The sequence below is a fragment of the Pseudomonas sp. LPB4.O genome (assembly GCF_038383825.1).
In the GTDB taxonomy this organism is placed as follows: domain Bacteria; phylum Pseudomonadota; class Gammaproteobacteria; order Pseudomonadales; family Pseudomonadaceae; genus Aquipseudomonas; species Aquipseudomonas putida.
The window spans coordinates 5,225,367-5,242,097 of record NZ_CP151298.1; the positions used below are offsets into that span (position 1 = coordinate 5,225,367).

Consider the following 16,731-nt stretch of genomic DNA (forward strand, 5'->3'; position numbering starts at 1 on the left):
GGGCGGCGCTCGATCTAACAGCCGCCGCGACACTCAAGCCAGGCAAGCGAAACGGCAAAACCGGCCAGCAAAAAAGGCGCAAACGGCCTCTTCTCCCCCGGCTGGCGTGCCCTGCGCCGCACCATCTGCCATGCCACCAGTGCCACTCCGGCACCAATGAAGGTACCGAGCACGTGGTCCACGCTGGTAGCCAGCGCCAGCGCGCCAAGCAGCTTGACGTCCCCAGCCCCGAACTGGCCAAGCATGTAGCCAGGCAGCGTCAGTAACAGGACGATGACGAAAGCCAGCGCTGCATCGCTGCCCTGGGCACCTAGCCAACTGTTCCCGGTGGCCAGCAACCAAACCAGCGCACAGGCGGCAACACCGAGCGTCAGGACATTGGAAATCTGCCGCTCCCGGGCATCCTGACCGGCGCACAACGCAAGCCAGACAAGCACTGCAAGGCTGTGTATAGGCAATTGGCCATCCCTGTTCGTCGATCGGTTCTATGCTGTTACTCAGGATTCATGGTCAGGGTAGACGCAATCATGAAAGCAGGCCCGGCAAAACGGCAAAACGGCGCAGCGGCCATTGAGTTCGCGGCCGTATTCATGATTTTTTTCGCGGTGTTCTACGGCCTGGTCAGCTACACCTTGCCCATGCTGATGCTGCAGTCATTCAACCAGGCCAGCGCCGAGGCCGTGCGGCGCTGCGTGGCCCTGGACCCGAACAGCGCCAGCTACACCACCGATGTGCAGGACCTGGCCCACCAGGTCATCGGCCAACAGTTGCAGTGGATGCCTGCCGCGTTCAACTTCCAGCCCGCCAGTGACGCGCAGGTAACCCTGGGCGCCAACAAATTGCTGACCGTGACCATCAATTACCCCAAAACGAAACTGACCAACGTGCTGCCGATGCTGGTCCTGCCGCTGATCGGTGAAGTGCCGCACCTGCCCGATCGCCTGCGGGCCGAAGCGAGCTTGCAGCTATGAGCGGCCTTTTCGATCGCTGGCTGGGCGGCCCGGCCACCGCGCAGGCCGAGCCGGCCCCGCAGGCGGTGGGGCTGCAACTCTGGCTGGATGACCAGGGGCACGTGCTGCGCCTGGCCGGGCCCCTGCGCACGGTGCTGCCTGCAAATTCACACAGCGCCCCGCGTGTGCATGACTACCTGCAACGGCAAAGCTGGCTGGTACTTGAAGGCCTCCCCGCCGACTGGCAGGGGCAACCGCTGGACCTTGATTTTGCGACCGTTCACGGCCCTGCCCTGCACACCCGTGGCTGGCTTCAGCGACAGGCCGATGGCTGGCTGCTGCAGGTGTTCGATATCGGTGACCTGCTGGGCGAACGCGAGCAGCACGGCCATCGCCTCACCCAGCAGAAGCTGGCAACGGAGCTTGGCCGCAGGCTGCGTGACTGCGACGAAGAACGCCTGCTGCTGACAGCCACCGAACAACTGCAGCAACTGGCCGAGCACTGGCATGCCGGCTCTGTGCGCCTGATGCTGCCGGGCGATAGCGGCTGGTACACCTACACCTGCAGCGACAACGACTGGCCCTGGGCCGAGGACGAGCGCTTGCGCCCCTGGCTGCAAACACTACCGCCTCGGGGCCGCGAAATAGCTGCTGGAAACCCGCTGTTGCAGCCATGGTGCGCCGGTTTGCCATTGTTGGCCGTGCCCTACCTGCACGGCCATACCGTGCAGGCCTGGTTGCTGTGCGCGGGCGCGCCACGGCCGCCGACCAGCGAAACGGTCGCTGCCCTGCTGCAAGCGCTGATCGAACCCCTGCTCACTCGCCTGCGTCAGCAGCAGTTGCGGCAACGCTCACGCCACCTGGATGAACTGCAACAGCAACTGGGCGCTGGCTGGTGGTCATGGCCCCTGCAGGGGCCGCTGCAGTTTGACCCGGCCCTGGCCTTGCGCCTGGGCGTGCCGCCGGAAGCGACCGCCGAGCAATGGTTGGAGCGCTTGCACCCGGCCGACCGCGAAGCCGCACGCATGGCGCTGGAGCAACTGCGCGAAGGCATTGCCTTGAACCTGAACCTGCGCCTTCTGCCAGCCAACAGCCTGGCAAGCCCGCGCTGGCTGCAGTGGGTAGGCCAGTTGCACGGCCGTCAGGTCCAAGGATTTCTGCTCGATATCAGCGCGCTGAAGGCCCAGGAGCTGCAGGCCGGCGCCGCACGCGCGCGGCTGGAAAACCTGATCGCCAGCTCGCCCGCAGTGATTTACGTCCAGCGCTATGCCGAAGGTGCACTGCACAGTGAATTCTTCAGCGCCAGCCTGACGCCGCTGCTGGGCTGGGAGCCGGACAGCGAACAGGCCCGCCAGCCAGGCCAGACGCTGCACCCCGACGACCGCTGGTTGTGGCTGGAACGCACCCGCACGCTGTTGCGCGACGGCCAGGCCCGCAGCCGCTACCGCCTGCGCGACCACCTTGGCCGCTACCACTGGATACTGGACGAAGCCCGCCTGCTGCGTGATGACCTGGGCCAGCCTGTCGAGGCAGTCGGCCTGTGGCTGGACGTCAGCGAAGCGACCGAGGCGGCCGAGCAGGTGCGCCAGAGCGAGGAGCGCTACCGCGTGCTGGTAGAAGACTCGCCGGCCATGATCTGCCGCTACCGCCCAGACCTCGAACTGCTGTTTGGCAACCACCCGCTAGCCGAACAGCTGGAGTGCGCACCACAACAATTGACGGGCATGAACCTTGGTCAGTGGCTATCCGACAGCCAACATTCGGCCTTTCTCCAGCGCCTGGCGCGGTTGACGCCGGCGCAGCCCTTGGCCAGTGCCGAAATCTGCCTGCAACTGCCTGGGCGCAGAACAGCCTGGTGGGTGTGGGCCGAGCGTGGCCTGTTCGATGAGCACGGCCAGTTGCAGGAAGTGCAGGCGGTGGGGCGCGACAATACCGAAGTACGCCACAGCCAGCAGCAACTGCGGCAAGGGGCCAAGATGGCCACCTTGGGCGAATTGGCAACGGGCCTGGTGCATGAAATCAACCAGCCGTTGAGTACCATGCGCCTGGCGTTGGTCAATACCATCAAGCGCCTGGAAAGCGGTGAGGTCGATGCCGAGTATGTGACGGGCAAGCTGCAACGCATCGACGCCCAGGTCGAGCGCGTGGCGCACCTGGTGGAGCACCTGCGCACCTATGGGCGCCGCTCCGAGGTCGAACAGCATGTGTTCGCGGCGTGGGTAGCAGTGCACGGTGCGCTGGGGTTGCTGGCGGAAGGGTTGAGCGGCAAAGGCGTGGCATTGCACATCGAAGAGCCCGACCTGTGCCCGGAAGTACTGGGCCATGAGGACCAGCTCGAACAGGTACTGATCAACCTGCTGGTCAACGCCCGTGATGCGCTGCTCGAACGACGGGTTGCCAAGCCGCGGATCAGTGTGAGCCAGCGCGTCGAGGACGGGCAACTGTGCCTGCTGGTGGAAGACAACGGCGGTGGCGTCGACCCGCGCCTGCTCGAACGCATCTTCGAACCGTTCTTCACCACCAAGCCCGCCGGCATGGGCACCGGCCTCGGTTTGTCGGTCAGCCACAGCATCGTCGAAGCAATGGGCGGCCGGCTGGAAGCGCACAACGGCAATGAAGGTGCGTGCTTGCGAGTGTGGTTGCCGCTCTACAACGCCAGCTGAGCGCGGCCGCTGGAGCAACTGAGGTTGGCGCCGACTTCGGCGTTGACCAGGTCGATGCCCAATACTTTCAGCAGCACGTTCACCAAGGGGTCAAGCAACGGGCTCAGCAGGTTTTTGATCAGGGGCTCGACAATGCCCTTGACGCCGCTAAGCACGCTGCCAACGATAACCAGCACGTCGCCGAGGCCGCTATTGACGGTGGGTTTGTAAGCTTCCAGTTGTATGCCTTGCAGCGTGTCGGTGAGGCTGCCAACCACGTTGCTGCTGGCGGTTTGCATGCTTTGGTAAGCGGGGGTAAGGCCAATGTTTGGTGGGGTGCTGTTGGGCGCCTGGAAGATCAGCGGGCGCTCGACGGCACCGCTGCCCAGCAGCTTGCTGTTGACCCGCAGGCCGAGGCCGCCGCCGACGAAGGGCATACGGGCCTCACAGGTTGCAGGCAGTATCAAAAGCCGAGTGCATCGCTTGGAACCAATGTCTACCAACGGCAAAGCCTTTACGGCCGTGGTGCCATTGGTGAAGAACGCATTGGCGGACTCAAAACGCCCGACTGCAACCTTGGCCGCTGAGCTCTGGGTTTGCGTCGTCAGACGCTTGGGTGAGCAACTGAATGTATCGGGTGATTGGGGGTTGAGACGCGTGGTGGCCTCGGCGACCTCCAGCCCTATATCCAGCGACAGTTTATCCGGCACCAGAATGATGTCACTGACCGTGCAGGGTATGCCCACCAGGCAGAGCACCGATTGCAACGTGCTGGCCAGGTTCAGGCTGAGCAGGTTATTGATCACGTTGGTCAGCGGCGACACCAGGTCGAGCACTGCGTTAGCGAGCCCGAACACAGAATCCAGCAACGGCAACTCTAGCGAAATCATCGCCCGCACCTGTGCGGTATGCACCCGCAACTCGTTCGTGCGCGGGTCGCCCACCGCCGAAATCTGCTGAGGCTCGATCACCATCAGACGCACCCGGCCATTGACCAGCCCTAACACGGTTATTGGTAAATCCACCGTTGCAGCACTTTCGCTGACCGCCAGCTGAATGACCCCCTGCACCAATTGCAGCAACTGAATATTGGCATCCAGCCCGGCCTGCGCCGTACCGTTCTGAATATCGAGCAAGTCGCCCAGCTGCAGCAACGTACTGTTGCTGGCACCAAGGGCCAGCTTGCCAAGGTTGGTCACCACATTTGCCGCTGCACCGCTCTGCTGCAGCACCTTTACAGCCGCTTGCAGCAATTGCGTAGCGGTGGCGTTGGCAGTGAGCAATTGCTGGTAGTCGCCTGCCTTGAGCTTGAGGTCGATGGCCAGCTGGTCGAGATAGCGGAGCAAATTGAGTTGGGTGCTGGCGATGCCTTGCCAGCCGGCTACATCCAGCTGAACGGAACCGCCCAAGGCGCCGAGCAGTGCATTGAGCAAAACCGACTGCCGCGAATCGACGGTCGCCAGCGTGGTCCGAATGGTCAACATCGCCTGCGGCGGCAGAGGCGACGATGCCACCGCGTGCGCCTGCAAGGTCGTGGTCAACGGCACACCACTGCCCTGCGCCAGGCTATACACCCCCGCCGCAACACTGGTGGGCACCGTGTTGCTCACATCCACGCGGATGGCTTCATTGCGATTGTTGTCACTGGTGAAGGTGCGCAAGCTGTTGGCGCCGGTCTGCAAGTACCCGCAACTGGCGGTCAGCGGGTTGCTGGCCGCGTGGCCGTTGCGGGTGGCGGCTGTGCGGGCAATCGCGTTGGCCTGGGGCCCGCTGCCGGTGCACACGGCAAACTGGCCTGCCGCCTCCAGCGCCGACATGTCGGCAATGCGCTGCAGCTTGCGCTGCTCCAGGTACAGGCGGCCGCTGTCGATCACCACCAGCATGAACAACAGGGCAAGGCCCAGGGTTATCACCGCCATGAGGCCAATTGCGCCACGTTGACGGGCAGCAGATGAGGGAACCACGGGCACTCCTTTGCCGGCCACTGGCCATGCGTCGCGGCTGCGGTTCAAGGAGTGTAGTTGCGATGATGGCTAATTGCCTTGCAGGAACCAACCTGGCAGTGCCCGGTCAACTTCTGCAGACATTCTTAGCAGGCCCCAGGCATGAACAACCCTTTCGACCGAATCAGTGCTGCATTCGCCCCCGAATACCGGGTCAACCTGAGCATCGCCAACCTCGACGGCAGCATCATGCTGACCCTCTCGGACGACGCCGGCGTAGTCGCCAAGCGCCTCATCACCCAGGCCCAGCGCAACGACCCGGTACGCCTGCAACGGGTGATCGACAGCATCCGCCTGGGCCTTGCCATCGAACTCAGCCAGAACCCCATGCAGGTGCTGGCCGCGCTCACCCGTGACGCCCGTAACGAGCCGCGCCATTTCGTTGCCAACTGAGGGCTACTTGCCCTCCTCCACTGCCTTGCCATTGGCATCCAGCACCTTGGTCGAGGGGTAGCGGTACGAGGCGTAGCGCACCACCAGGATCGAGAACGCCAGCAACAGGATGCCCCCGCACAGGTACAGCAACCCTTCGTCCGGTGCCTTGTGGTGCGAGACATCACCGATCAGCAGGCGGGTCAGCGCGGTGATGGCCACGTACAGCAGGAAGCGGATCGGCATGTGGTTGGTCTTGAAGTAGATACCGACCATCGCCCCCAGCTCCAGGTAGATGAACAGCAGCAGGATGTCATCGACACTGATCCCGCCCTTGCCCAGCATTTCCAGGAACGTCGCCACCGCCGCGTAGGCAGTGATCGCGCCAATGCCGAACAACGCCAGGTAATGGAACGCCTCGACGCACAGGTTGCCCAGCGAGTCGGCCGAGCCGTGCAGGCCTTTGCGCAGTTTTTCTGCCCATTTGATGTTCACGATGTTCCATTCCCCGATACGACTTTAAGGATGATGCGTCACCCGTGTGACGCTTGTGCCATGCAGTTAAAGGGCCAGGCCCCTGTCTTGGAAGGCGACCGATTGCCGCAAGGCACTTTGGGCATGGCAAGAAGACAGGTCGCCTGGGCCGGCCCTTTCGCGGGTGAACCCGCTCCCACAGGTACTGCTTCCCTTGGCCACGCTACAATTTCTGCTTGCGAACCAACCAATATTGCCATTACTGTATATAGATACAGTAAATCGCAACACAACCAGCAAAAAGGCATAGAGGTGATGAATGGCCGTCGAAGTGGTGTACCGCAGCAGCCGCGACCCGGAGCGCTTGTTTATGGATAAGGCCGAAGCAGACCGTCACGACAAGATGCTCGAGCTGGCCGAGCGCCTCGCTGAAGTACTGCACAAGGCAGTGCCGTCGCTGACGGAGCAGCAGGTCGAGGAAGCCGGTATCTACATGGCCAAGAATCGCGATGTGTTCGCTCGGGCGTTCAAAAGCCAGCCGGATGCGTTGGCCGAACTGCTGGAAGGTGGCGCAACCGAGTAACATCGGCGCCGCCTGCTTCGCGGGTAAACCCGCGAATAGGCCAGCAAAGCCAGTATCAACCTTCAGCCATACAACAACCGCTCCGCCAGCATCTGCGCCACCCGCGCCGGCGAACGTTTTTCCGCCTGCGCATGGCCAAACACTTCGGTCAGCCGTGAAGGAATGCGCGCCAGGTGCGCGGTGATGGTGCCCAGGTCTTCGCCACGGTGGGTCAGCGCCACATAGATCAGCCCACCGGCATTGATCACGTAGTCTGGCGCATACAGTATCCCGCGTGATTCCAGCTGGTCTGCCACCTGCAAGGTAGTCAGCTGGTTGTTGGCCGCCCCCGCCACTGCCGCACAGCGCAGCTGCATCACGCTCTGCCCGTTCAGCACCGGCCCCACGCCGCAGGGTGCGAAGATGTCACAAGGGGTGCTGATCAACGCATCGTTGGTCACAGGTTTTGCATCGAACTGCTCCATCGCCAAGCGCACACGCCCTGGGTCCAGGTCGCTGACCAGCAGCTCCGCGCCCACCGCATGCAGTTGCTCCGCCAGCGCATACCCGACATTGCCCAGCCCCTGTACCGCGACCCGCAGCCCTCTGAGGTCATCGCTGCCCAGCCGAAACGAGGTGGTGGCACGAATGCCGGCGAACACCCCCATCGCCGCATGCGGCGAGGGGTCACCCGAGGCCGTGGTGCTGGTCACATGGGGGGTACTCTGGGCGATGCAGTCCATGTCCAGGGTCGAGGTGCCGCTGTCTACGGCGATGATGAAACGCCCATGCAAGGTATCGATGAAGCGGCCAAAGGCCTCGAACAGCGCGGCGCGGTTCTCCACATGCGGGTTGCGCATGATCACCGCCTTGCCCCCACCCAGCGGCAAGCCCGCCAGCGCCGCCTTGTAGCTCATGCCTTGGGCCAGGCGAATGGCGTCGGTCATGGCGCTTTCGTCATCGGCGTAAGGCAGATAGCGGCAACCGCCCATGGCTGGGCCCAGCTGCTCGCTGTGGATCGCCACGACCGCTTTCAGGCCCGTAGACGGGTCGTTGAACAGGTGCAGTGACTGGGTACGGGTGCTTTGCATCAGTGCGAACATCGACAGGCTCCCCCACGAGGTGCTCCTTCCAGTATAGGCACGGCCCCGAAGCTGGCGTGGCTGCCGGACCACTGGACGAAACCGCCCGCCACAGCTAATACTCAAGCGTGTGTGGAGATCCCCCATGAAGCCACGTCAAGCCTGCCTGGCCTGCCTGGAACGCGAGCCTGTCGCCCTGCTGGAAGCCGCATTATGGATTGCCGCCGAGCACGACCGCAGCGTCGAGCCCGCGGCCAGCCTTGCCATGCTGCATGACCTGCAGCGTGAGATCAGCGCCAACCTGCCGATGCTGCCACTGTGCGAACTGGCCCAGCCACTGCTGCGCCAACTCAATGCCCTGGGCTTTCAGCAGGATGAGTACCACCCCCTGCGCCCGCAGGCCGCGATGATGGACAAGGTGCTACAACGCCGCCGTGGCCAACCACTGACCTTGGCCATCCTTGCCCTGGAGCTGGCCCAGCGGCTGTCCATCCCGCTGGAGGGTGTGGGCTTCCCTGGCCATTTCCTGCTGCGCGTGCCGGGTGCCGACCACCTGCTCGACCCCTGTGGTGGCCGGCGCCTGTACCCCAATGATTGCCGTGAGCTGCTGGCGCGCCAGTTTGGCCCGCACGTTGCGCTGACGGCGGAGCACCTGCGCAGCGCCAGCCCGCTGCAGATGCTGCAACGGCTGTCACGCAACCTGCGCCAGCTGCACATCAGCAACGACAACCACCTGGCGGCCTTGATCGATGCCGAGCGGATCATGCAGCTGGGCCCGGTTCAAGTCAGCGACTACGTGACCCGCGCTTCGCTGTACAAGCACCTGGACTGCCCACAGGCCGAGCGCTTCGACCTGGAGCATGCGTTACTGCTGACGGAAGACCCGGTCCAGCGCCTGAAGCTGTCCGAGCGGATCGGCAAGCTTCCGACGGCGAACCGTTCGCTTCACTGAACCGGGCTGTCCGGCTGCTGGGCTGGGTGGGCCTTGGCGAATGCCGGGTGCACGGCCGCCAGGGCGGCAACCCGAAGGATGCGCGGGTAGCTGTTGAGGTCGATGTTGAAGCGCTCGGCGGCATACAGCTGCGGGATCAAGTACACATCCGCCAGCCCCGGTTGCTCACCGAAGCAAAAGCCATGGTCACCGATCAGTTGCTCCACCGCTGCCAACCCCTGGCTGATCCAGTGGCCGATCCACTGGTTGACCTGGCCTTCGTCCTGGCCGGCCTGACGCAACCGGTTGAGCACGCTGACGTTGTGTAGCGGATGAACGTCGCAGCCAATGATTGCCGCCACGCCGCGTACCTTCGCGCGCGCTTCGGCCGTGGCCGGCAGCAGTGCAGGCTGTGGATAAACCTCTTCCAAGTACTCGATGATCGCGGGTGACTGCACCAGCAATTCGCCGCCGTCGGTGCGCAAGGCCGGCACGCGGCCCTGCGGGTTGACGGCGACATAGCCCGCACCGCGCTGCTCACCCTTTAGCAGGTTGACCGGCAAGGACTGGTAGGCCAGCCCCTTCAGTGCCAGGGCAATGCGCACCCGGTAGGACGAGGTGGAACGGTAATAGGTGTACAGCTCCATGCCCCTGCCTCCTCAGTGGGCCGCGATGACCGTGCCACGGCATTCGCCGAAGCCGATGCTGGGCACGCCGTCACGCGTGCAGCGGGCACGCAGGATGATCTCGTCGCCGTCTTCGAGGAACTTGCGCACCTCGCCGCTGGCCAGTTCAACCGGCAGCTTGCCGCCTTCGGTGATCTCCAGCAGGCTGCCGTAAGAACCCGGCGTGGCGCCCGACAATGTGCCCGAACCGAACAGGTCGCCCGGCTGCAGTTGGCAGCCGTTGACGCTGTGGTGCGCCACCAGCTGCGCCACGGTCCAGTACATGCTGCGGGTGTTGCTCAGGGTCAGGCGGTGCGGGGCAGCGCCCTGCTCGCGCATGCGCTCGGTCAGCAGCAGCACTTCAAGTTCGATATCGAATGCACCGGCGGCCTGGTCGCGCTTGTCCAGCAGGTACGACAGTGGCTGCGGGTCGCCATCCGGGCGTGCCGGCTGGGCGCAGCGGAACGGCTCCAGCGCTTCAGCCGTGACTACCCAAGGCGAGATGGTAGTAATGAAGCTTTTGGACAGGAACGGCCCCAATGGCTGGTATTCCCAAGCCTGGATATCACGCGCCGACCAGTCGTTGAGCAGGCACAGGCCGGCTACGTGCTCGGCAGCATCGCCAATCGGGATCGCCTGGCCCATGTCATTGCCCTGGCCAATCCAGATGCCCAGTTCCAGTTCGTAGTCCAGCCGCGCGCAAGGGCCGAAGCTCGGCTCGGTGTGCCCGGCCGGCAAGGTCTGGCCCTTGGGCCGGCGTACATCGGTGCCGGACGTGCGGATGGTCGAGGCGCGGCCGTGATAACCGATCGGCACGTACTTGTAGTTTGGCAGCAGCGGGTTGTCGGGGCGGAACAGCTTGCCCACGTTTTTTGCGTGCTCGATGCCCACGTAGAAGTCGGTGTAGTCACCGATCTGCGCAGGTACATGCAACTGGCAGGCACTGGCCGGGTACAGTGCGGCTTGCAGCGCCGCCTGGTGTTCGCTGTGTTCGCCAAGCAGTACCTGCAAGCGCTCGCGCAGGGCGACACGGGCGCTGCGGCCCAGCGCGAAGAATGCGTTCAGTGCACCCCCACGGGTGGCTTCCACGGCGGCCTTGGCGGCGCCGTCGAACAGGCCGGCGGCCAGTACCGCCTCCAGGTCAAGGATCGCGTCGCCGATGGCCACGCCACAGCGCCTGGCTTCACCTGGCCGGCTGAAGATACCCAATGGCAGGTTCTGCAGCGGGAAGTCGTTGTGCCCGTTGGCGTGCTCGACCCAGCTACGGGCATTGGCAGTGTGGTTCATCGGTTATCTCCGGTTCGGGTTGAAGGTGCTCGGCAAGGTGGCCCAGCAACTATCGTAGTCGGCCTGCAATTGCGGGCATTCAAGGGCCTGCTGGCTCGGGCGCAGCACTTGGCTGGTCTCGAACATGAAGGCCATGGTGTTATCGATCTTGTGCGGCGCCAGGTCGGCGGCAATGGCTTTTTCGCAGGTTTCGGCGTCGGGGCCGTGGGCGCTCATCACCCCGTGCAGCGAGGCACCACCGGGCAGGAAGCCCTCGGCCTTGGCATCATAGGCACCGCTGATCAAGCCCATGAACTCGTTCATGAGGTTGCGGTGGAACCATGGCGGACGGAAGGTGTTCTCGGCCACCATCCAGCGTGGTGGGAAGATCACGAAGTCCATATTGGCCAGGCCATGCACGCTGGTCGGCGAAGTCAGCACGGTGAAGATCGACGGGTCCGGGTGGTCGAAGCTGACCGTACCGATGGTGTTGAAACGGCGCAGGTCGTATTTGTACGGCACGTTGCTGCCGTGCCAGGCAACCACATCCAGCGGTGAGTGCTGCAGTTCGCAGGCCCAATGCTCGCCGAGGAACTTCTGCACCAGTTGCACCGGCCCTTCGGCCTCTTCGTAGTGCGCCACCGGGGTGAGGAAGTCGCGCGGGTTGGCCAGGCCGTTGCTGCCAATCGGGCCCAGCTCTGGAATACGCAGCGGTGCACCGTGGTTTTCGGCGATATAGCCACGGGCCTGGCCGTCGAGCAGTTCGACGCGGAACTTCATGCCGCGCGGAATTACCGCGATTTCCAGGGGGCCGACTTCCATTACACCCAGTTCGGTGGCAATGCGCAGGCGGCCCTGTTCCGGCACCAGCAGCAGTTCACCGTCGGCGTTGAAGAACACCCGCTCCATGGAACGGTTGGCGCAGTAGATGTAGATGCTCACGCCGGCCGGTTTCTGCGCCGGGGCGTTGGCCACCATGGGCAGCCAGCCTTCGATGAAATCGGTGGGCTCGGCAGGTATCGGCTGGGGGCTCCAGCGCAGGCGGTTGGGGTTGATGGCCCCCAGCGGCGCGGTCAGCGGCTGGCGCGCCAGCCGCTCGAAACGCGGGTGCAATGCAGACGGGCGAATGCGATACAGCCAGGTACGGCGCAGCTCGCTGCGGGCCATGGTGAACGCCGTGCCCGAGAGCAATTCGGCGTACAGCCCATAAGGCGCCTTCTGCGGCGAGTTCTGCCCGACCGGCAAGGCACCCGGCAGCGCTTCGCTGGCAAACTCGTTGCCGAAGCCGCTGAGGTAGTGAAGGTCGGGTGATGTGTCGCGAGTCATCGATGCCTCCGGGCTCTGACCGAGCCGTTGCTGGCAGCTGGCTGCTGGCCCGATGCGGGGTGACAGCGCGTCTGCATTGTTTTTATCGTAATCAGATTACGAATAACGTAATTTGCTACGGGCATGGCGTCAAGCTATAAAGGCGCGACTCGAAGAATCCGGAAGCAGATGTCCATGACCAAAGCCAGCTCCTCCGCCGACAACGGCAAGCAGAAAGTCCGCTCGGCGGAGGTTGGCACAGACATCCTCAAAGCCCTTGCCGAACTCTCCCCCTCCACCTCGCTGTCGCGCCTGTCGGAGCATGTGCAGATGCCGGCGAGCAAGGTGCACCGCTACCTGCAGGCGCTGATTGCCAGCGGTTTTGCCGAGCAGGATGCGGCCACCAACCATTACGGTTTGGGCCGTGAGGCATTGCGGGTCGGGCTGGCGGCGCTGGGCAGCATCGATGTGCTGAAGATTGCCGCACTGCCGCTGTCGCAGCTGCGCGACGAACTGAACGAGAGCTGCTTCATTGCGGTGTGGGGCAACCAGGGCGCAACTGTGGTCAGCATCGAACCTGCGGTGCGTGCAGTTACCGTGGTCACGCAGATGGGCTCGGTGCTGCCGCTGCTCACCTCGTCCACCGGCCTGGTGTTCGCCGCCTACCTGCCGGAACGCGAGACCGTGGAGCTACGTGACCGGGAACTGGCCGCCCTGCAGCAGAGTGCCGACGATTACCAGGCGGTATTGGCGGGCATTCGCGAACGCGGCCTGCACCATGTGCACGGGCTGCTGATGCCGGGCGTGGATGCGCTGTCGGCGCCCGTGTTCAATGCCATGGGGCAGGTTGCGGCGGTGATGACCGTGGTCGGGCCGACGTCGATCTTCCACGCCGACGAACATGGCCCGGCGGCGCAACGGCTGCTGGCGGCTGCGCGGGAAACCAGCTGGCGCATGGGCTATTCGCCCGCTGCCTGAGTGGCCGCAGCACTATTGCCCGATACGTAAAGGTGAATGTCATAAGCCGCTATTTTTCCCATGGGATCAAGCGCTTATTCTTGACTCACTGGCCGGCATGAAGGGCTCTCCCCCCGCTTTTCATGCCTGCGAGGTTCACCGACGTAGATTTTGAAGCTCCTTGATCTGACGTCTCGATTGGCCGCTGCGGCTTGCAGCGGCCTTTTTTTTGCACTGAACAACATGCGCTCTCGACTGGATGACGCGGTCCCACAAAGTACCCTGCAAGCTCTCTACAGCGGATACTTCTGCAGGTTCGCCATCATCTGCTGCAGCGCCTGCAAACTGTCCTGCGGATGCACCGCCCCGTCAAAGTCCCCGATCCGTGCCCAGTTCTCGGCCACCTGCTCCGGGGTAAAGCCTTCGCGCGGATCGAAGCCCACCCCCAGGCTGCGCTCCCAACGCACCTTGCCCACCCAGCCGCCGCCTACCTCGAACAGCTCACCCGTGCCCTGGCACTGCTCGCTGCCCAGGTACACCACCAGCGGGCTGACCAGCTCGGGCTTGAGCCGCTCGAATACCTGGGGCGGGATCAGCCCTTCGGTCATGCGCGTGCCACCGGTGGGGGCGATGGCGTTGACCAGGATGCCGTGCTTGCGCCCTTCGATCGCCAGGGTGCGGGTCAGCCCGTACAAGCCCAGCTTGGCCATGCCGTAGTTGGCCTGGCCGAAATTGCCGTAAATGCCAGAGGTAGAAGCGGTGAAGATCACCCGCCCCCAGTTCTGCTCGCGCAGGTGTGGCCAGGCAGCCCGGGTGACTTTGTAGGCCCCTTCGACATGCACCTGGTAAACCTGCTCCCAGTCGCTGTCGTCCATCTTGTGGAACGTCTTGTCACGCAGGATACCGGCATTGTTCACCAGCACATCAACCCGGCCAAAGCTGTCCAGGGCCTGCTCGACAATACGTGCACCCTGGCTGACCGAGTCGTGGTTGGCGATGGCGGTGCCACCAGCGGCGCGTATCTGCTCCACCACACGATCGGCGGCCGAGGCGCTGGCACCTTCACCGTGGGTAGAGCCGCCGAGGTCGTTCACCACCACCTTGGCGCCACGTGCGGCGAACAGCAGCGCATGGGCACGGCCCAGGCCACCGCCGGCTCCGGTGACAATCACCACGCGATCTTGCAGACGGACAGGCTCGCTCATGCTCATGGCTCCAGGCAGGTTCAGGTAAGCCGAGTGTCCGCCGCAAACAACGGGCGGACAACAAAGCTCACGCAGGCTGAATGCCTGGCAATAACGCAGGGCGATGCGGCCCGATCAGGACCACGCCACTTTCTGCGTATAGAAGCTCACAAGCTGCTCACGAAAGGCCAGGTAGTGACGCAGCACCTGCACTGGCGCTTCAGTGTGCGGGTAATGGCCGATACCTGGTAGCTGCACGGTGTCCGCCTCCGGCACCAGTTGCCGGTAGCGCTCGAGCATGTGCGCGCCGGACAGCGGGTCGACCACGCCATTGATCAGGCGCAGTGGCACGCCTGTGCGCTGCATCGCCCCGACCCAGCGCTCGCGGTGCAATCTGCGTTCGGGCATGTAGCTCACCAGCTTGTGCAGGATACGAGTGCCCCGGTTGGCGGTGATCAGGCTCCAGAAATCATCCAGGGCACTTTCGCTGGGGTGGGTGCAAGGGCCATAGACCTGGGTCACGTTGCGCACCAGGTCGTCACGCCCGAACGAACGCCCCACCAGCCAGCCGAACCGGCTGAGCAGCAGCTTCTGGATCAGCAACATGCGGCAGCTTTCGGGGAACAGCCCGCTGTTGAGGAACACACAGCTGGCAACCTCGGCACGCTGCTCATGGTGCCGCGCCAGCAGCTCCTGGGCGACGCTGCCGCCGTAGTCGTGGGCCAGCAGGTGCACCGGCTGGTCGACCTGCAGGTGGCCAAGCAAAGCCTGCTGCAAGTCTGCCTGCTCCATCAGGCTGTAGGCGTGATCGACAGGCTTGGCCGAATCGCCAAAGCCCAGCATGTCGCAAGCGATCACCCTGAAGCGTTGGCTCAAAGGCCCCCACAAATAGTGCCAATCCCAGCTGGCGGTGGGGAAACCGTGTAACAGAAGCAGGGGCTCTCCTTGCCCTGCGGTCCAGTAGCGGATGCTCTGGCCCCGGAAAGTGAAACTCTGTCCCCGGGTACGCCAGACGCACAATGGAATTTCGGCCATAGGCATCAGAACGGTCCCGGTGAAGTGGTGTTGGCGGAATAGGGCAAGGCTGCGGTCATTGCATGTCACCTCGGCACATACATGTGCTCTCTATGTCGAGGCAGAGTCTAGCCAGCAGGCCATGGGCTGAAACTTGCGTTGCCAGCCAGCTTGATGACTGAGCGAGTCAGTGGCACGAACGGTCAGAGCAGCATGGCCAGCAGCGGTGCCGCGAACAGGTTCAACAACCCGGTCAGGACCATGACCAGGCCGGCCACCGAGCCTTCCTCGCGGCCCACCTCCTGAGCCCGGCTGACCCCGGCACCGTGCGCCCCGACGCCAAACAGTGCACCCCGTGCCAGGGGCGTGCGCAACGGCAACCAGCGCAGCAGCACGCCACCGAACATGGCGCCGAGCACGCCGGTGAACATCACGAACACCGCCGTCAGTTCCGGCACGCCACCCAGGTCATGGGCCAAGGGCATGGCAAACGGCGTGGTGATCGAACGCGGCACCAGCGACAGGCTGGTTGCACTGTCCAGCGCCAGCAGATGCGCAAGGCCCCAGGAGCTGGCGATCGAGGCACTGCTGCCTGCCACCATGCCCACCATCAGGGCCGGCCAATGGCGCGCCAGCATGGCCCGCTGCTGCCAGATCGGCACCGCGAAGGCCACAGTCACCGGGCCGAGCACGCTCATCAACCAATGGGTATTGCGGGCATACTCTGCATAGGCGGTATGCAGCGGCACCGCCACGGCCAGCAGCAGCACGGGTACCAATATCAACGGCGACAGCAGGTAGCGCTTGCTGCGCCGGTATAGCCAACGGCTGCCCAGGTAAGCCAGCAAGGTCAGGGCCAGCCAGAACAGCGGCATGGGTTCAAGGCTCATGGCGCAAGCTCCAGCGGCACACCAGTTCCACGGTCAAGGCAGTCACCACCATCACCATCAGCGTGCTCACGGCGATCACCAGCAAGATGCGCCAGCCTTCTTCACGGATGAGCGAGCCGTAATCCAGCAGGCTCATCAGCGCCGGGATGAAAAACAGCAGCATCTCGGCCATCAGCCAGCCCGCGCCCAGTTGCAACATGGCCGGCTTGAGCACACCCGAAGCGAACAGTATCAACAACAGTGCCAGGCCCATCACGCCGCCAGGAATCGGCCAGCCCAGCCAACTGGCAAGCTGGCCTCCGAGCAGGAACAAAGAACAAAGGATCGCCAGCTCGACAAGCAGGCGCAGGGCTTTTTTCAACAACGCGGGTTTCATGATGCGGGTTCCTCGACAGACCCTTATTTTAAGATTCGGCTGCCTAGGCCAGAAGCGA

At 63.8% G+C, this 16,731-nt stretch carries 17 protein-coding genes; 6 read left to right on the forward strand and 11 right to left on the reverse strand.

Annotation, left to right across the window (positions count from 1 at the left end):
- Window positions 1-14 precede the first annotated feature (14 nt).
- A complete protein-coding gene (locus MRBLPB4O_RS23630) occupies window positions 15-452 on the reverse strand; it encodes an A24 family peptidase (protein WP_341798925.1) in 438 nt (145 codons plus the stop codon).
- A gap of 75 nt (window positions 453-527) precedes the next feature.
- Between MRBLPB4O_RS23630 and MRBLPB4O_RS23635 the strand changes: the two genes are divergently transcribed.
- Together MRBLPB4O_RS23635 and MRBLPB4O_RS23640 are read left to right on the forward strand one after the other, a co-directional pair.
- A complete protein-coding gene (locus tag MRBLPB4O_RS23635) occupies window positions 528-971 on the forward strand; it encodes a TadE/TadG family type IV pilus assembly protein (RefSeq protein WP_341796759.1) in 444 nt (147 codons plus the stop codon).
- Window positions 968-3,613, forward strand: coding sequence for an ATP-binding protein (locus MRBLPB4O_RS23640; protein WP_341796760.1), 2,646 nt, complete (start codon window positions 968-970; stop codon window positions 3,611-3,613). Before MRBLPB4O_RS23635 ends, MRBLPB4O_RS23640 begins: the two co-directional genes overlap by 4 nt.
- On the opposite strand, the gene MRBLPB4O_RS23645 is transcribed toward MRBLPB4O_RS23640, so the two are convergent.
- Window positions 3,598-5,556 (reverse strand): pilus assembly protein TadG-related protein, encoded by a 1,959-nt coding sequence (locus tag MRBLPB4O_RS23645; protein WP_341796761.1) that lies wholly within the window; start codon window positions 5,554-5,556, stop codon window positions 3,598-3,600. The two genes, MRBLPB4O_RS23640 and MRBLPB4O_RS23645, sit on opposite strands and share 16 nt — an antisense overlap.
- Window positions 5,557-5,697: 141 nt before the next feature.
- On the opposite strand from MRBLPB4O_RS23645, the gene MRBLPB4O_RS23650 reads away from it, so the two are divergent.
- The gene (locus MRBLPB4O_RS23650) at window positions 5,698-5,988 is read left to right on the forward strand and encodes a DUF3509 domain-containing protein (RefSeq protein ID WP_341796762.1); all 291 of its coding nucleotides are present in this window, start codon (window positions 5,698-5,700) and stop codon (window positions 5,986-5,988) included.
- Window positions 5,989-5,991: 3 nt separating this feature from the next.
- On the opposite strand, the gene MRBLPB4O_RS23655 is transcribed toward MRBLPB4O_RS23650, so the two are convergent.
- Window positions 5,992-6,462, reverse strand: a complete 471-nt coding sequence (locus tag MRBLPB4O_RS23655; RefSeq protein WP_016497960.1) for a phosphate-starvation-inducible PsiE family protein — start codon at window positions 6,460-6,462, stop codon at window positions 5,992-5,994.
- A 298-nt stretch (window positions 6,463-6,760) separates the two neighbouring features.
- Here MRBLPB4O_RS23655 and MRBLPB4O_RS23660 point away from each other — a divergent pair, with 298 nt between their 5' ends.
- Window positions 6,761-7,024: a YebG family protein gene (locus MRBLPB4O_RS23660; RefSeq protein ID WP_341796763.1), complete on the forward strand. Its 264-nt coding sequence runs from the start codon at window positions 6,761-6,763 to the stop codon at window positions 7,022-7,024.
- A 62-nt stretch (window positions 7,025-7,086) separates the two neighbouring features.
- Here MRBLPB4O_RS23660 and MRBLPB4O_RS23665 read toward each other — a convergent pair whose 3' ends face one another.
- A complete protein-coding gene (locus MRBLPB4O_RS23665) occupies window positions 7,087-8,106 on the reverse strand; it encodes a Glu/Leu/Phe/Val dehydrogenase dimerization domain-containing protein (protein WP_258653978.1) in 1,020 nt (339 codons plus the stop codon).
- Window positions 8,107-8,230: 124 nt separating this feature from the next.
- Between MRBLPB4O_RS23665 and MRBLPB4O_RS23670 the strand changes: the two genes are divergently transcribed.
- A complete protein-coding gene (locus MRBLPB4O_RS23670; RefSeq protein ID WP_341796764.1) occupies window positions 8,231-9,037 on the forward strand; it encodes a tetratricopeptide repeat protein in 807 nt (268 codons plus the stop codon).
- Here the strand turns inward: MRBLPB4O_RS23670 and maiA are convergent.
- The 3 genes from maiA to hmgA are packed head-to-tail and all read right to left on the reverse strand — an operon-like array spanning window position 9,031 to window position 12,273.
- Window positions 9,031-9,663: a maleylacetoacetate isomerase gene (maiA, locus tag MRBLPB4O_RS23675; RefSeq protein ID WP_341796765.1), complete on the reverse strand. Its 633-nt coding sequence runs from the start codon at window positions 9,661-9,663 to the stop codon at window positions 9,031-9,033. The two genes, MRBLPB4O_RS23670 and maiA, sit on opposite strands and share 7 nt — an antisense overlap.
- Window positions 9,664-9,675: 12 nt before the next feature.
- Window positions 9,676-10,968: a fumarylacetoacetase gene (gene fahA / locus MRBLPB4O_RS23680; RefSeq protein ID WP_341796766.1), complete on the reverse strand. Its 1,293-nt coding sequence runs from the start codon at window positions 10,966-10,968 to the stop codon at window positions 9,676-9,678.
- A gap of 3 nt (window positions 10,969-10,971) precedes the next feature.
- Complete coding sequence (gene hmgA / locus MRBLPB4O_RS23685; RefSeq protein WP_059395185.1) at window positions 10,972-12,273, reverse strand: homogentisate 1,2-dioxygenase; 1,302 nt, start codon at window positions 12,271-12,273, stop codon at window positions 10,972-10,974.
- A gap of 174 nt (window positions 12,274-12,447) precedes the next feature.
- On the opposite strand from hmgA, the gene MRBLPB4O_RS23690 reads away from it, so the two are divergent.
- Entirely contained in the window at window positions 12,448-13,230 is a 783-nt protein-coding gene (locus tag MRBLPB4O_RS23690) for an IclR family transcriptional regulator (protein WP_016497953.1), read from the forward strand.
- A gap of 272 nt (window positions 13,231-13,502) precedes the next feature.
- Here MRBLPB4O_RS23690 and MRBLPB4O_RS23695 read toward each other — a convergent pair whose 3' ends face one another.
- From MRBLPB4O_RS23695 to MRBLPB4O_RS23710, 4 genes are all read right to left on the reverse strand, one after another.
- Entirely contained in the window at window positions 13,503-14,414 is a 912-nt protein-coding gene (locus MRBLPB4O_RS23695; RefSeq protein WP_341796767.1) for an SDR family oxidoreductase, read from the reverse strand.
- 114 nt (window positions 14,415-14,528) lie between these two features.
- On the reverse strand, window positions 14,529-15,434 hold the full coding sequence (locus MRBLPB4O_RS23700) for an alpha/beta hydrolase (protein ID WP_341796768.1): 906 nt from the start codon (window positions 15,432-15,434) through the stop codon (window positions 14,529-14,531).
- A gap of 176 nt (window positions 15,435-15,610) precedes the next feature.
- Window positions 15,611-16,297: an LrgB family protein gene (locus MRBLPB4O_RS23705; protein WP_016497950.1), complete on the reverse strand. Its 687-nt coding sequence runs from the start codon at window positions 16,295-16,297 to the stop codon at window positions 15,611-15,613.
- On the reverse strand, window positions 16,287-16,673 hold the full coding sequence (locus MRBLPB4O_RS23710; RefSeq protein ID WP_016497949.1) for a CidA/LrgA family protein: 387 nt from the start codon (window positions 16,671-16,673) through the stop codon (window positions 16,287-16,289). Before MRBLPB4O_RS23710 ends, MRBLPB4O_RS23705 begins: the two co-directional genes overlap by 11 nt.
- Window positions 16,674-16,731: the final 58 nt, after the last annotated feature.